At 43.3% G+C, this 15,199-nt stretch carries 16 protein-coding genes and 1 pseudogene; 6 read left to right on the forward strand and 11 right to left on the reverse strand.

Annotated elements, in window-relative coordinates; translation table 11 throughout:
- The first annotated feature begins 64 nt into the window (after positions 1 to 64).
- The 3 genes from recO to AABK37_RS06725 all read left to right on the forward strand — a co-directional run bounded on the left by recO (position 65) and on the right by AABK37_RS06725 (position 4,228).
- Positions 65 to 1,108: a DNA repair protein RecO gene (recO, locus tag AABK37_RS06715; RefSeq protein WP_432550823.1), complete on the forward strand. Its 1,044-nt coding sequence runs from the start codon at positions 65 to 67 to the stop codon at positions 1,106 to 1,108.
- Positions 1,092 to 2,702, forward strand: coding sequence for an MFS transporter (locus AABK37_RS06720; protein ID WP_432550824.1), 1,611 nt, complete (start codon positions 1,092 to 1,094; stop codon positions 2,700 to 2,702). Before recO ends, AABK37_RS06720 begins: the two co-directional genes overlap by 17 nt.
- Positions 2,703 to 3,079: 377 nt before the next feature.
- On the forward strand, positions 3,080 to 4,228 hold the full coding sequence (locus AABK37_RS06725; RefSeq protein ID WP_432550825.1) for a glycosyltransferase family 4 protein: 1,149 nt from the start codon (positions 3,080 to 3,082) through the stop codon (positions 4,226 to 4,228).
- 101 nt (positions 4,229 to 4,329) lie between these two features.
- Here the strand turns inward: AABK37_RS06725 and AABK37_RS06730 are convergent, their stop codons facing one another.
- The 3 genes from AABK37_RS06730 to AABK37_RS06740 all read right to left on the reverse strand — a co-directional run bounded on the left by AABK37_RS06730 (position 4,330) and on the right by AABK37_RS06740 (position 5,594).
- Positions 4,330 to 4,557: an SMP-30/gluconolactonase/LRE family protein gene (locus tag AABK37_RS06730; protein WP_432550826.1), complete on the reverse strand. Its 228-nt coding sequence runs from the start codon at positions 4,555 to 4,557 to the stop codon at positions 4,330 to 4,332.
- A 159-nt stretch (positions 4,558 to 4,716) separates the two neighbouring features.
- Positions 4,717 to 4,917, reverse strand: a complete 201-nt coding sequence (locus AABK37_RS06735) for an SDR family oxidoreductase (RefSeq protein WP_432550827.1) — start codon at positions 4,915 to 4,917, stop codon at positions 4,717 to 4,719.
- A 41-nt stretch (positions 4,918 to 4,958) separates the two neighbouring features.
- Positions 4,959 to 5,594, reverse strand: a complete 636-nt coding sequence (locus tag AABK37_RS06740) for an NADPH-dependent F420 reductase (protein WP_432550828.1) — start codon at positions 5,592 to 5,594, stop codon at positions 4,959 to 4,961.
- Positions 5,595 to 5,732: 138 nt separating this feature from the next.
- Here AABK37_RS06740 and AABK37_RS06745 point away from each other — a divergent pair.
- A pseudogene (locus AABK37_RS06745) lies at positions 5,733 to 5,984 on the forward strand (Red carotenoid-binding protein); the annotation flags it as partial.
- A 97-nt stretch (positions 5,985 to 6,081) separates the two neighbouring features.
- Here AABK37_RS06745 and AABK37_RS06750 read toward each other — a convergent pair.
- Positions 6,082 to 6,441, reverse strand: coding sequence for a hypothetical protein (locus AABK37_RS06750; RefSeq protein ID WP_143598110.1), 360 nt, complete (start codon positions 6,439 to 6,441; stop codon positions 6,082 to 6,084).
- 471 nt (positions 6,442 to 6,912) lie between these two features.
- On the opposite strand from AABK37_RS06750, the gene AABK37_RS06755 reads away from it, so the two are divergent.
- Positions 6,913 to 7,374 (forward strand): hypothetical protein, encoded by a 462-nt coding sequence (locus tag AABK37_RS06755; RefSeq protein WP_432550829.1) that lies wholly within the window; start codon positions 6,913 to 6,915, stop codon positions 7,372 to 7,374.
- A gap of 93 nt (positions 7,375 to 7,467) precedes the next feature.
- A complete protein-coding gene (locus AABK37_RS06760; RefSeq protein WP_432550830.1) occupies positions 7,468 to 8,598 on the forward strand; it encodes a tetratricopeptide repeat protein in 1,131 nt (376 codons plus the stop codon).
- A 99-nt stretch (positions 8,599 to 8,697) separates the two neighbouring features.
- Here the strand turns inward: AABK37_RS06760 and AABK37_RS06765 are convergent, their stop codons facing one another.
- From AABK37_RS06765 to AABK37_RS06795, 7 genes are all read right to left on the reverse strand, one after another.
- Positions 8,698 to 9,507 (reverse strand): peptidase, encoded by an 810-nt coding sequence (locus AABK37_RS06765; protein WP_432550831.1) that lies wholly within the window; start codon positions 9,505 to 9,507, stop codon positions 8,698 to 8,700.
- A gap of 126 nt (positions 9,508 to 9,633) precedes the next feature.
- Positions 9,634 to 9,867: a preprotein translocase subunit SecG gene (gene secG / locus AABK37_RS06770; protein WP_432550832.1), complete on the reverse strand. Its 234-nt coding sequence runs from the start codon at positions 9,865 to 9,867 to the stop codon at positions 9,634 to 9,636.
- Between the two features lie 143 nt (positions 9,868 to 10,010).
- A complete protein-coding gene (gene gpmI, locus AABK37_RS06775) occupies positions 10,011 to 11,609 on the reverse strand; it encodes a 2,3-bisphosphoglycerate-independent phosphoglycerate mutase (protein WP_432550833.1) in 1,599 nt (532 codons plus the stop codon).
- A 162-nt stretch (positions 11,610 to 11,771) separates the two neighbouring features.
- Complete coding sequence (locus tag AABK37_RS06780; RefSeq protein ID WP_432550834.1) at positions 11,772 to 11,924, reverse strand: hypothetical protein; 153 nt, start codon at positions 11,922 to 11,924, stop codon at positions 11,772 to 11,774.
- Positions 11,925 to 11,930: 6 nt separating this feature from the next.
- On the reverse strand, positions 11,931 to 13,625 hold the full coding sequence (locus tag AABK37_RS06785; protein ID WP_432550835.1) for an ABC-F family ATP-binding cassette domain-containing protein: 1,695 nt from the start codon (positions 13,623 to 13,625) through the stop codon (positions 11,931 to 11,933).
- A 127-nt stretch (positions 13,626 to 13,752) separates the two neighbouring features.
- Positions 13,753 to 13,938, reverse strand: a complete 186-nt coding sequence (locus AABK37_RS06790) for a hypothetical protein (RefSeq protein ID WP_432550836.1) — start codon at positions 13,936 to 13,938, stop codon at positions 13,753 to 13,755.
- A gap of 66 nt (positions 13,939 to 14,004) precedes the next feature.
- Positions 14,005 to 14,829 (reverse strand): Rpn family recombination-promoting nuclease/putative transposase, encoded by an 825-nt coding sequence (locus AABK37_RS06795; protein ID WP_432550837.1) that lies wholly within the window; start codon positions 14,827 to 14,829, stop codon positions 14,005 to 14,007.
- Positions 14,830 to 15,199 lie beyond the last annotated feature (370 nt).

Below are 15,199 nucleotides of genomic sequence, written 5' to 3' on the forward strand. Positions count from 1 at the left end.
CACTACTAACTACTAACCACTAACTACTAACTACTAACTACTAACCGCCTTTGACCAATGACTAATGAGTAGAACTTATAAAGCAACTGGGATTAATCTGAAAACCCAGGCGTTTGGCGAAGCCGATAGGCTAGTGACAATTTTGACACGAGAGTTTGGTTTGATTCGAGCAATTGCTCCAGGGGCACGCAAGCACAAATCAAGCCTTGGTGGTAGGAGTGGGATGTTTGTGGTCAATGAACTATTGATTGCCCAAGGGCGATCGCTCGATAAAATTACACAAGCGCAAACTATAAAAACTTATCCAGGTCTTGGTAAAGACTTAGGAAAACTAGCTGCTAGTCAGTATTTAGCAGAAATTGTATTATGTCAAGCTCTAAGCGAACAACCCCAAGAGGAATTGTATGAGTTACTCAATGAACATCTGGGTAGGTTGGAAGCGATACCCACCACAGAGGTAAAAAGTATTTTCGCTCATCTGGCACATGCTGTATTTCACCTTTTAGCGAATTCAGGACTCACCCCCCAAGTGCAAGTTTGTTGCTTGACTCAGCGTCCCTTAATACCAGACTTTTCAGACCCCAAGGCTCAGGTAGGATTTAGTGTCTCTGCTGGTGGAACAGTTAGTTTACAAGCTTTGGAGCGCTTGCGAAAAGAAGGGGAGAAAGGGAGAGGGGGACAAGGGGAGGACACTTCCGTGCGGGGGTGGAGGAGTGAGGAACGTGTCCGTGGACAAGGGGGACTCCTTGGAGACAAGGAGACAAGGAGACAAGGAGACAAGGAGAATAATTCTTTTTCCCCCCCCTCTTTCCATCTCCCCATCTCCCCATCCCCCCCTCTCCCCATCCCCCCATCTTCGTCAGCCTACGAAACTATTGTCCATCGCCAAGAAATACCAGTGCTTTCTAGCCGACTAAATGCGACAGAACTGGCTATGCTCCAGCAGTTGTCGCAACCAGAGATAATGCCTATTGATGCTGCCAATGATGGCTGGTCATCTGTTGAGCAAATTTTGCGCTTATATGCTCAATATCATTTAGGTCGTCCTATTCGCTCCGCTGCGTTGATCGATTCTTATTTTGCTGCCAACTATGATGCAACCGTCTGATTTAGAACCAAAAATCTTGCCGCACTCCCCCAGTCACGGCAAAAAACATAATAGGACACCATTATCGCCTTCTTCACCACATCTTAGTGCTGTTCCGAATACAAGCGATCGCTTGTATAGCCAAGAAATGTCTCCAGACGTTTCTCACAATGAGAAAAATTGGTCAAAGTCGGAAATACCAAAAAGCGATATAACAAAAGGTGGCGAAAAAAACACAAGTGAAAATGGCAAAATTGATGCTTCTGAGCATAAGTTATTAACCTCTACAAATGGCAAAGAACCGCCAGATAAAGGTGAAGCAGTATCAAGTGATGGTCAACAGGGTTTTTTGCCTGTATTCAAAAATCCTAATTTCTTAGCTCTTTGGGGTGGTCAAGTCTTCTGCCAATTGGCAGATAAAGTATATCTAGTGCTGATGATTGCTTTGATAAATACTCAGTTTCAGGCAAGCGATCAAAGTATTAGCGGTTGGGTATCAGCGCTGATGATGACTTTTACAATTCCTGCGGTGCTGTTTGGTTCTGTTGCGGGTGTATTTGTAGACCGCTGGTCAAAAAAGGCAGTGTTAGTAGCAACAAATGTTTGGCGCGGTATTTTGGTTTTGGCAATTCCGATGCTGCTGTGGTTAACTCATGATTGGAAACCAATCGGAGTCTTGCCAGTCGGTTTTTGCATGATTTTAGTTGTAACTTTTTTGGTTTCGACGCTGACGCAGTTTTTTGCACCAGCAGAACAGGCAGCGATTCCTTTGGTAGTGAAAGAGCAAGATTTACTCTCGGCTAACTCGCTGTATACAACAACGATGATGGCATCGGTGATTGTCGGGTTTGCTGTTGGGGAACCGCTGTTAGCTTTAGCTGACCATGTTTGGCAGTTAATTGTTGGTGGTAGCGGAGGATTGGGTAAAGAACTTTTGGTGGGTGGTAGTTATGCTTTAGCTGGCATAATTTTGTTACTTTTGTCAACTAACGAAAAATCTCACTCAGATCGAGCAGAATACCCCCACGTTTTTGCTGACCTGCGTGATGGTTTTAAGTATCTAGGAGAAAATCATCGCCTTCGCAATGCTTTAATCCAACTTATTATCTTATTTTCTGTCTTTGCCGCCTTAACTGTTCTCGCGGTTCGCATGGCAGAACTAATTCCCAACTTAAAAGCCTCCCAATTCGGCTTTTTACTCGCATCTGGTGGTGTTGGTATTGCTCTTGGGGCAACCATTCTTGGTCAATTTTGTCAACGTTTTTCTTATACCCAATTAAGTGTATTTGGATGTATAGGTATGACAGCATCCTTGATTGGTTTGTCGATATTCACAACACAGTTATGGATTATCCTTTTGTTAGTGATGCTGTTGGGTGTATGTGGGGCGTTAGTCGGTATCCCGATGCAAACAGCGATCCAAAGCGAAACCCCACCCGAAATGCGTGGTAAAGTTTTTGGTCTGCAAAACAATGTGATTAATATTGCTCTCACCTTACCTTTGGCATTGGCAGGTGTCGCAGAAACATTCGTTGGATTACAAGCTGTATTTTTGGGATTGGCGGCGATCGTCTTTTCAGGTAGTATATTAAGCTGGTATAACTTCTCTGAGTAGTTATCAAAAAAAAGGAGTTATTATTCACTCTTCTGGCATTATCAATTATTTACTGAAAGCTTTTGTTTTCGTGCTAAACTGAAGTCAATAATGATTTATCAGGTACTTGCTAGGGATAAACCTGACATTAACTAGAGGCGATACATCGCATCTATGTAAGTTGTTATGAACTGATTAGGAATTAGCAACTTAAAAGTAAAGTAAAAAATCCATAAAATGCACTTTCGTAGAGCAACGTAAAATTTTGCGCTGGGAATTGAGTAATAGCGGGATTTTATAAGAACTGAAAACCTAGCAAGTACAACAGCACAATCATACGAAAAAGAAAGGACATTTAGCTGATAGATCAAACCCGCTTTCCTGATAGCTAATAAAGAATGCGTATAGCCTGGATTGGAAAAAAATCACCCTTTTGCGGCAATGTCACCTACAGTCGGGAAATCACAAATGCCTTGCTAGACAGGGGACATCAAGTTAGTTTCCTTCACTTCGCCCAAGAAGAATCTCAACCCGACAGCTGGCCCAATTGCCCAGAGGTTCCGCTACCCTTCATTTACAAGTCTCAGGTTTACACAATTCCAACTTTTAAAGCGACCAAGGTTTTAACTCAGTCGTTAAAGCGCATCAAGCCGGATATAGTTCATGCTTCGCTGACTTTATCTCCGCTTGACTTTGTTCTGCCAGAAATCTGTGAAGAACTGAATTTGCCCTTAGTTGCCACTTTCCACACACCGTTTGCTGGCAAAGGGGCAAAACTGATATCAGGAACACAACTTTTGGCGTATCAACTTTATGCGCCTTTTTTGGGTAACTACGATCGCGTGATTGTATTTTCTCAAATACAGCGAGAATTACTAGCACGCATGGGTGTGCCAGAAGAAAATATTGCCGTAATTCCCAACGGTGTGGATACTGCCAGGTATTCTCCGGGAACTTCTAAAATCAAAGCAGAATTTCAAGCAGAACGTTTATTTGTTTATCAAGGTCGCATTGCCCCAGAAAAAAACGTCGAAGCCCTCCTCCGCGCTTGGAAACAAGCCCAAATGCGCTTTGATAGTAAATTGCTAATTGTCGGTGATGGTCCATTGAAATCTTCTTTAGAAACGTTTTATGGTTCCGAATATGGCATAAGTTGGTTAGGGTTTATTGCCAACGAAAATAGGCGCATCGAAATTTTACGCGGTGCAGATGTATTTATTTTGCCCTCATTGGTAGAGGGACTTTCGCTGTCTTTGTTAGAAGCAATGGCAGTGGGAAGCGCGTGTTTAGCCACAGATGTCGGCGCAGATGGCGAAGTATTGTCCAAGGGTGCGGGTGTAATTCTCAGTACCAAAACAGTGCGATCGCAATTAAAAACTTTTTTGCCCCTCTTCCAAGACCATCCGGAATTAACAACACTGTTAGGGCAAAAAGCCAGAAAGCGAGTATTAGAGCGATATACCCTCAGCAATAATATTACTCAACTCGAAGAACTTTATAGTAATGTTTTAATACAGCCCCGCGTGCAACTTAGTCGCGGAGCTTAGGCAAGACAAGGGGACAAGGAGGACAAGGGGACAAGGAGGACAAGGGAGACAAGGGGAATTCAAAATTTAATACTCTCTCTCAATCCTTACATGATTGCCTTTTAGTTTGGTGTTACACCCCCGACTGGACGGTGAACGCGGTAAAGACTGTTGATGCCAGTCAGATAAAGAGTTTTGTAATCGCGATCGCCCCAAGCAACGTTAGTAACTACTTCCGGGGTGTAAATGCGGTCTTTTAACTCGCCATTTGCAGAGTAAACCCAAACTCCTTTGGGTCCAGTGGAATAAATACTTGACAATGTGCTGCACGCCTGCTTTTTGAGCCGCATCAACAAAATTTGATTCCATCTCCACTTGACGCAGATCGTTTGCCGTAACGAGGAATGCCTTTTCTATACCTTGTAATACCAATTTGAAAAAAGAATGCGACAGATGGGTAGGGGCACGGCACTGCCGTGCCCCTACGAAGAATTTATGTGTCGCAAACATTATTTAAATTGGTATAATGCTGCTTCAAGGGTATCTTGATGCAAAAAATCACCTTGGGCAATTTCCACACCTAGCTGCTTTAACCCAACTGCTTTACTAGGGTTGCGGACAAAGGCACGTATCGGCAAGTTTTTCGCTGCCAGCTGTTTGACGACTTCGCCGCCAATGGTTCCAGTTGCCCCTGTAATTAAAATTGTCATAGTTTTTCAATTATGCGATCGCTTTATCTCCTAGTTACCTTCTACTTGCGCCGAACCAAAGCAAAACCAAAATCGCGCCCCTGTCCGTAAGCGTGAGCAAGTTTGATCCAAAGCAGTCCTAATGGTTCTAAAAGTCTGGCAGAGTCAAGCGAACCTGCATCAATTGCTTCAAATCCTATTTCTTCAGTCAGTTTGAGTACAGTAGACTTGCCGTCTTCATCGTCGCCACAAACAAACATTACCGTTTTCCGATTTTCTACGGTTGGGTTTGCCATATTTTCCCAACCAGTTTGATTGAAAGCTTTATATACTTTTGCACCTTTCGCCCACTCAGCGACTTGTTCGGCACCAGAAGTTGTCAAACCGATGGTTAAAGTGGAAAAGTCTTCTGAAAGTGGGTTTGTGCAATCAATCACAATCTTATTTGTCAGGTTGCCGCATTCCTCAATTACCTGCTGAGTTACCTGCCAAGGTGTTGCTAAAACTACTACATCAGCATCTAGGACAGCTTCAGTAACACTACTAGCACTGGCGTTGCTACCAATATCTTTGATTAAAGCTTGGGTTTTATCTGCTGTCGGATTTTTTACTCCGAAACATACCTGATGATTGTTATTTGCCCAGGTTTTACCAAGAGTACCGCCTACATTTCCTGCACCCAAAATTGCAATTTTCATACAGAACGAAAGCTTAAAACTAAAGACACAAAGGATCGAGAATGAAAATTTTATACTTTATCCTCTTTGGAGGAGACGCTCATAGCGTTCACACTTAATACTTTAAAGACTATCGGAATATTTTGACTCTATATGTAGGCGATCGCTAAATACATGCGCGAAGAAGCCCAAGGACTGAACATGATGCCAAAGCAAGGTATCAGCGAAGTTCTCCCAGATGGTTCTAAGCAACTGAAAATCACAGGTGTGGTACAAACACCTTGGTTTGGTGTCACCGTGGGAATGAATATTGCTTGGCGGTTCTTAATCAATCCCCAAGGTAAGATTTTCTTTGTGGCGATCGATATGCTAGCATCTCCCCAAGAACTCATGAACCTACGTCCTGTTTAGAAATAAATTTAGGGTGGGCAATAATGCCCACCCTAGCTTTTGAACGGCAGAAGAAGCGGTCAATTCTATTCGGGGGAATTCAAAAAAAGTAACTTTTTTAGCGCTCAATTAGTCTGGCTGAATCACGTCTTGCGTTCCAGACACAAATTATATTACCGTCTCCTCTTCCATAACGGTCTCCTCTTCCATAACGGTCTCCTCTTCCATAACGGTCTCCTCTTCCATAACGATCTCCTCCTTCATAACCCCGATTCCGAATGCTGTAGACATAACGATAACTGACAAGCCGCCCATTTTGGTAAACAGGTTCGCCACCTCGCCTAGCAACTACCGAATAACCATTTTCGTTGATAAGTCTATCGCAAGTAATCTCGCCATTTGCAGCCTGAGCGGGGAATGTGGGTATCATACCTAAACACAGGGCAGCGGCAGTCAATAAAAGTTTTGTGCGTTTCATGGTTTTATATCCTTATTGAAAAGCTGAAATTGCAATTAAATATATCTGATAACTCACTTTGCCTTGAGGCTTGCTGAATTCAAGCCATGCTAATAATAGAAGTCAGAGTTGCATCAGCACATCAATCGAAGGTCATGATCTAAACATGACTTTAATCATGTTTTTTTATTTAAAAGCACGTCTTGGCTTTTATTTTTTATTTTTAATTTAGAATTAGAGGGCAGCATCGGTAGGATGCCGTACTCTCGCTTATATCGCACCTTATCTGTTAATAAGTACCGACCAAAGGTTAGTTAACGAGCGATCGCGCTTTTATGACTTTTGCATTTGAAATCATATCTGCTCACCAGATACATCGCCATCCAGGTGAATCTTATTACCGTCACTGGACTTTTTTGATTGGTAAGCTGCTTTCACCGAAGCATAAAAGTTAGTGACCGTATTGCTATACCTTCCCATGATGATAAGCTTTTGGCAGCAACTGTTCTTGGATTTGAACTAATTACTACTATTCCATCAAAAGTTGAAAAGCTTTTAATGACACTTGATCTTGGTGAGCGTGATGATCTACCAAGTTTACTTCAGCGCAGACGCAAACTGTGGCTGAACCAATGTTCAACAAAAGAAGTAAAAGCCTATCAACTAACCCAACCTTTTGTAATTGTCACATGGGCACCAGCTTATAGAGAAGCTGACATTCAGGTAGGCATTGCAACAGAATGTTCGCAACAAATGTACCAAAGTCTAATTATTGAGATGTTGCAGCGTAAGCCAGAATGCCTTTTGCATTGTACAGATTGTGCAAAGCCCTTATCTGAAATTTCTGAAGCTATTCCCTATCTTCAGCAACTGCTGACCCATCCAAATATAAAATTAGTCAGTCGTGCTATCAAAGTGTTAAGTCGAAAAGGTCTTTATCCAAAATTTTATTAATAAATATTTAATGTATCTCTGTCGCACATCTGTGCTTATCGTACATCGCTTGCAGTACGGTAATATTATAGGTATTTAACAGAGTCGATGCCTATGAACGACGAGACACAGGCAACCGCCACAACTTTATTTGAAGAAGGCGTTCGACTGTTTGAAGCACGCGAGTTTGCCGCAGCGATCGCTCCTTTAAGTGCAGCACTCAAGCTTGACCCAAACTATACTGATGCTTGGTGCTGTCGCGCATTGGTTTTTGGACACTTAAAGCGTTACGCGGAGTCCATTGAGGATTTTAATCGCGCTCTTGCCCTGAATCCCAAAGACCATACTGCTTTATATAACCGCAGCTTGGCTTTGGCTGAATGGGACAAACATAAAGAAGCATTAGAAAGTTACGATCAACTGCTTTTATTGTACCCGTATGATTACGCAGCTTGGGATTCTAAAGGGAACTCTTTAACGTTATTAGGACGACATACAGAAGCGCTGAATGCTTATGAGCGATCGCTTGAATTTAACCCCAGCTATTATAAATCTTTTACTAACCGGGGTAATGCTTTAGTCAGTTTGAAACGCTTTAAAGCAGCGATTCGCAGTTACGATCAAGCAATTAGCATTCAGCCTGACGATCCGACTGTGTGGTTCAATCGTGGCTGTGCTTTTATGAGTTGGGAAAAGCCAGAAGAAGCGATTTCTAGCTTTGATAAAGCACTGGAAATAGACCCAAAATATGCGCCTGCTTTAAATAATAAAGGAAATATGTTGTGTCAGCTTCAGCAAGATGAAGAAGCATTAATTTGCTACAATCGAGCGACTGAAATTGACCCCCAGGATACTCATGCATGGAATAATCGGGGTATTACGTTGCGACGGCTAGGAAAAACCAAAGAAGCGATCGCATCTTACGACAAAGCAATTGAAGCCGATCCAAACAACTATGAAGCGTGGGATAATCGCGGTTATGCCCTCGCCAAACTTGGTAAACTTAGCGAAGCTCACGCTAGCATTGACCGTTCCCTACAAATTAAACCCGACCACGTAAACGGCATATATAACAAAGGTTACTGTTATGCATGTCAAAAAAAGACTACTTTGGCTGTAAATCACATCGCCCAAGCCATTAAGATGAATCCTACCAGGTATTTACCTACTGCAAAAACCGATACAGATTTAGATAGTTTACGAAAAAATAAGCGTTTTCAGGCGATTTTGCAAGGTAAATTTTAATTATAAATTTGGCGTTGCTGAATAAGAGTATGAATTGAAAATTTTTACCCTATTGTAGAGAAGTTCCCCCGGAACGTCTCTACGATAAAAATGCTATAATTACCATCCCAAACTAGTAGGCTGTTCGTAAACGCGCTTCAAAGTATTCACATCTCTAGCAGAAATGGGCGGAGGGTTGCGAACTTGGGAAAAGTATAAAGCATCACTTTGTATCGGACTATGACCCCAAATTCCCAGCGCGTGACCGAATTCGTGGCGGGCGGCTGCGGTAAGATAATTACCAGTTTGGCTAGGACTCAGCAATATCGTGAAGCGGTGAGATAAAACTTTGTTATTTGTGTAGAACTCGTAAGTGGTTAGTGCCGATCGCGCACGCGGAATGTTACTATTAGGCGACTTTTGCAGAGGTGGGGCTTTTCGCACAATTGTAATATTAGCAACCTCCGGCTTTTTTACTACCTCCAAGGGTAAATAAACACTCCACTCTTGCACTGCTTGCACAACAGTATTAACCCATGCTTGAGCCTGTTCGCTGCTAATTATTTTCGGTGTTTCTACGTAAACATTAACAGGAAACTGTGACCAAACTAAATAACCGACTTCAGTTAATTTAACTTCAGAAAAGTAGTCGCCGCTGTTGGTGCTGTCTTTCCACTGTACCAGCGTCGGCGGTAGGGGATGGGGTTTTTGGGAAGTGGGGGAGAGGGGAGGAGAGGAGGAAGGGGGGAGGGGGGGAATTTTTCTGAAGTCTGATGCATCTTTCGGTGTTTGTGTCAAGATGCCATTTTGTGCTTGGCTAGCGTTTGACTGGAAGTTAGTAAAAATGACTAACAGCCCTGTGCCAATAGCTAAGGCAAGGACTGTAATTAAACGTAAAATATTCTTCGTAGTGAGCGGTTTACCGCTCATATCTTCGCCTCATATCTTCGCTTTTAAGGGCTGAAGCCCTTACTACGAACTTCCGTTTATTTATGCCCATCGACTTATACTTTTTCTTTGTTTTGGGCATAAAGCGTTAAGTTATTCTCCCCATCCTTACTTAGGCAGCCAACCAGCGCTTAAAACTACGGTTAAGCCGAGGAAAATTACCGTAAGTGTCCAGGTAACTCGGTTGAGTGTGGTTTCTGCACTTTTGGTGCTGCTAAACAATTGAGCTTGTCCGCCAATGGCAGCAACGCCATCGCCTTTTGGACTATGCAGCAATACTAAAATAATTAAACCAACGGCAGAAAATGCCCAGATGCCTTGCACGATATTAGTAACGGTCATGGTAGGAATTTAATGAGTTAGGTAGAGACGTTCCGGCGGAACGTCTGTACGAAAGGCACGGTAGAGACGTTCCGCCGGAACGTCTGTAGGAAAGTTAAAAAATTATTAATTCTTAACTCATCACTCATGAAAGACTAACTTTTTTACAGTCCAACTGGTGCGGGAGTGCGTTTAAATTGCACTTCATACTCAGCGTTTTGAAGTAGCGATCGCCCTGTCATTTCTGGTGGAATCGGCAGCTGTAAAATCTCCAGAATTGTTGGGGCAATATCGGCTAGCTTGCCATCGTTTCGCAGGCTGACATTTGTACCGTGTCCGGGGATTTTTGCACCTTCTCCTTCTAGGAGAATTAAGGGGACTGGATTGGTGGTGTGAGCTGTCCAGGGATTGCCCGCATCATCTAGCATATGCTCGGCGTTGCCGTGGTCGGCGGTAATAATTGCTGTACCTCCGGCTTTGCCGATGCTCTCTAGAAGGCGTCCCAAACATCGGTCAACGGTTTCCAATGCTTTAATCGTAGCGTCTATTTGACCAGTATGCCCTACCATGTCTGGGTTGGCATAATTAATTATAATTAGCGAGTAGATTTTCTTTTCGATGGCGGCGATCGCTACCTCTGTTAATGGTGCTGCTGACATCGCCGGTGCTTTGTCGTAGGTCGCTACCATTGGACTGCTGACCAGTTCTCGGTCTTCTCCGGGAAAAGGTTCTTCCAAACCGCCGTTGAAGAAGTAGGTGACGTGGGCGTATTTTTCTGTTTCGGAGGTGCGAAACTGCTTTAAATCATGATTGGCAATTACTTCCCCCAGAATATTATTGAGATTCTGAGGTTCAAAGGCTACAGCAACTGGTAATTCTGGATCGTATTGAGTAAAGGTTGCAAACGACAGCGGGGTGATTTGCTGTCTTTCAAAGCCGGTAAAATGAGGATTGACAAAAGCTTGGGTCAGTTGTCTGGCGCGATCGGGGCGGAAGTTGAAAAATATCACTCCATCGCCTTCAGCTACTGCACCAGGGGCAATGCGTGTTGGTAAAACGAATTCGTCGGTAACACCTTCGGCGTAAGATGCTTGCAAGACTTCTACGGCATTGCGACCGTCACCAACGCCATCTTGTGTCATGACATCATAGGCGCGTTTGACTCGATCCCAACGGCGATCGCGATCCATTGCGTAATAGCGACCGCTGAGGGTGGCTATGCGTCCAACGCCTATGCGGTCAATGTAATTTTGCAGTAACCCGATTGCTTGTACACCTTCTTTTGGTGTGGTGTCACGACCGTCGGTGATGGCGTGGATGCAAATTTCCGAAAGTCCTTGACCTTTGGCTAAGTCAAGTAATCCTAACAAATGCAAAAGGTGCGAGTGTACCCCACCCTCGGAACAAAGCCCGACTAAATGCAGCTTGCCATTTCGACTGCGGACATCCTGGCAAATTTTGACCAGTGCGGGGTTGCGTTGGATCGAACCATCTTCGACAGCATCGGAAATGCGGACTAATTCTTGTGGTACAACTCGCCCAGCGCCGATGTTCAAATGACCAACTTCTGAGTTGCCCATTTGACCCTCTGGCAATCCCACGGCTTTTCCGGATGTGCGGATGAGGGTATGCGGATAAGCTGCCCATAAACTTTGCATTACGGGAGTTTTAGCAGCGGCGATCGCGTTTCCTCGTGTTTCCTCGCAGTAGCCCCATCCGTCTAAAATGACAAGCACCACGGGAGCAATAGGTGCCTTGGTCATAATAAAATTGCCCTTTACTTTTTGTAATACCCGAATGATACCACTGCTACTCACCGCTGCAAGTGAATTTCTGCTTATTAACTTTATTTATGACAGAATTACTATTTTTTTACATATTTTTAAATTTGAATAACTTTTACTGAATTTTTGTGGTAAACGTGGTTAGTTGTTGGGCATTGGGCATTGGGCATTGGGCATTGGGCATTGGCAGTTACGAATTGAGAATGAGAGATTCTTTCCATACTCCATGCCCCATGACGGCAGATGCTCCACTTGGGGAGACCCCAAGACCGCACTGCCTCCCCCATGCCCCACTATCCCTCATTTCCTTTTGCCGCCGGCTTTTGCAGCTTTGGCGGCTTTTTTGGCGGCTTTTTCAGCGGCGATCGCTGCTAATCTTGCTTGTTCTTTTTCTTCGGCGATTTTATCCAAATAGTAATGATAATCCCCTAGATAGACGCGGAATTCGCCATCGCGGATTTCGACGATTTTATTTGCTACCTGAGAAATAAAATAACGGTCGTGAGAAACAACAATTACAGTGCCATCATAATTTTGGATTGCTTCTTCCAGCATTTCTTTTGCTGGGATATCTAGATGGTTTGTCGGCTCATCTAAAATGAGTAAATTTGCGGGACACAAAAGCATTTTTGCTAATGCCAAACGCGCTTTTTCTCCCCCACTTAATGCTGCGACTAATTTCAACACTGTGTCCCCAGAAAACAAAAAGCGTCCCAACAGCGTGCGGACTTCTTCATTTTTCCAGTCGGGAACTTCATCATGGATGGTTTCCATGACAGTTTTCTTTAAATCTAAAGCTTCGGCTTGGTTTTGCTCGAAGTAACCGGGAATAACGTTGTGATCGCCTAAGCGAACAGTACCTTCTGTCGGTTTTTCGCTACCCGTAATCAAACGCAGGACAGTAGATTTACCTGCACCGTTGGGACCAAGAAAAGCGATGCGATCGCCTCTTTCAATTAAAAGATTTGCGCCTAAAAAGAGAATTTTATCATCATAGATATGAGTTAAATCTTTAATTTCTACTACCTCGCGTCCGCTGCGGGGTGCGGGGGGAAAGCGGAAGTGCAAAGTTCTGACACCAGCTACAGGTGCTTCAATGCGTTCAATTTTTTCAAGTTGTTTTTCGCGGCTTTTTGCTTGGGTACTGCGGGTAGCACTAGCGCGGAATCTGTCAACAAAAGTTTGCTGTTTTTCTAGTTCTTTCTGCTGACGTTCGTAAGCACTAAGTTGCGCTTGTTGATTTTCGGCTTTTTGTTGCAGGTAGGCGGAGTAGTTGCCGAGGTAAGTGGTGGAGACACCGCGTTCTGTTTCTACAATTTGGGTGCAGAGGCGATCTAAAAATTCCCGGTCATGAGATACTATTACCATCGGGGTAGTCAGCCCTTTGAGGTAATTTTCTAACCATTCGATGGTTTCTAAGTCCAGATGGTTGGTAGGTTCGTCCAGCAGCAATAAGTCGGGTTTTTGCAGCAGGATTTTACCCAAACTCATCCGCATTTGCCAACCGCCGCTAAAAGCACTTACCAGGCGATCGCTATCACCGCCATCAAAACCCATTTCTGGCAGAATTTTGTCAATTTTTGCCTCTAATCCATAGCCATCAAGTGCTTCAAACTGCCTTTGGAGACGATCCATTTTCTCGATCAGTTTGTTTAACTGGTCTGGAGTTGCCGTTTCCATTTCCCGATGCACCTGTGACAAAGCTTCATTAACTTTGTTTGCTTCGACAAAGGCACGCCAAAATTCTTCTTTAACAGTACGGCTGGGGTCTACTTCAAATTCTTGGTTGAGGTAAGCTATGTGTAAGCTAGCCGGACGAATAATTTCGCCTGCGGTGGGTTCGATTTCGCCGGCGATGATTTTCAGTTGGGTAGATTTTCCGGCACCGTTGACACCCACCAAGCCGATGCGATCGCCAACTTTGACTTCCCAGTTGACATCTTTGAGAATTTCGCCTGTGGGATAAATTTTACTGATATGTTCAAGTCGCAGCATTCAGTGTCTCTAGGGTAGGGAATGGGTAACAGAGGCGCAGAAGCTCACGCCGTGTCCAAATATTAACAAAATTTAACTACATATTTCGTATTAATTCTTGGCATAAAGAGAAGATTTTCAAAGGCTATTACGCTGCTTGCGTTACCTCTTCAATACTCAAGCCTAAGCCTTCTGCTATCTGCTCTAAACTAAATCCTAATGCCAGAAGGCGGCGTACAGCGCTTGAATAAACTTCGCGTTTCCCTTCTTCTCTACCTTGTTCCTTACCTTCAAACAAAGGCTTCCTGATAAAATCTGGTTTGCTTGAACTCACTTATACTAAACATTGTCTGTATTTCCTCCTGAAGCTTGTTGTCAAATTAGGATTTCAACTATTGCCTTACTCGTTTGAAGACTGTTGTTGTGCCAGTTGTCTTACCTCCTCAAGACTTAGACTTAAGCCTTGTGCTATCTGTTCTAAACTAAGCCCCAATGCCAAAAATTGGCGTACAGCGTTTAAAGTAGCTTCGCGTTTGCCTTCTTCTCTGCCTTGTTCTATACCTTCTTGCTTGCCTTCTGTGAAGGCTTCCTGATAAAATCTGGTTTGCTTTAACTCACTTAAACTAAACATTGCTTGTATTTCCTCCCTAGTCATCCTTGGAAACTTGTAGACGATGATTGTCTCTATCAATTGTAATAATTGCCCCTGCATAATTTCATCGTCTACATCTTGGGTTACTCTGTCTATTAACTCCCTTGCTTGTCCAATTGCTGTATCTTCAGCTTCAATAACTAATTTGACGCTTGCAATGCCAATTGGTAGCGATGTAACTTCGCCTAATTCATCTAGATAAATGCGACTGACTCGCTGACTGCTGAAGAACTCGCGGTAATGTTTTATATCTCCTGTGTCTGTGCTTTGAGTTGGGTATACAACCACAGCACACCAATCGTTTTCTGGCTTGTTTTGACGAAGATATAAACATATTTCGGCAAACAGTCGAGAGTAAATTTCTGAGTCTGGCTGAAATTGAACTTCAACAAAGTAAATTGGGTTTTCCTCTGTTTGTGTAGGAAGAAAAACTCCATCAATTCTGAATGCTGTTTGTTTAACTTCAACTGACGAAAATTGATACAAGTTTGCTTCTAGTGGTTCTCCGATGAGTTCAAAGAAGATGCTGGGGAATTCTTGAAATAACCGATAAAAGATGCTGTCGGTTTTCACAACTTAGTAGATAAAACACTTATGACAAGATTATCATGTATCGCTTTCTTGAATGCGATCGCCTTCTTTATACAGCAGTTCGATCGATCAAGCGCGTGTTCAGAGAATATCCCCGACTTATTAAATAAGTCGGGGATATTCAGCTCGATTTTTAATATTTGAAAACAATTTGTTCATCACCCACCAAGGGTTATAAAACCCTGGCTAATAGCGAAACTCCTATAAATAAAACTAAATTATCAGAATACTTATCTTTCTTTCAGTCCATTAAAATGGACAAACGTCGTGAAAAACAATTATGCGTTGCTCGAAACCCTTGGTAGAGACGTTTCATGAAATGTCTCTACTTGATTTTTGCAGATGTATAATG

The sequence above is a fragment of the Tolypothrix sp. VBCCA 56010 genome, from assembly GCF_050875635.1.
Taxonomy (GTDB): domain Bacteria; phylum Cyanobacteriota; class Cyanobacteriia; order Cyanobacteriales; family Nostocaceae; genus Hassallia.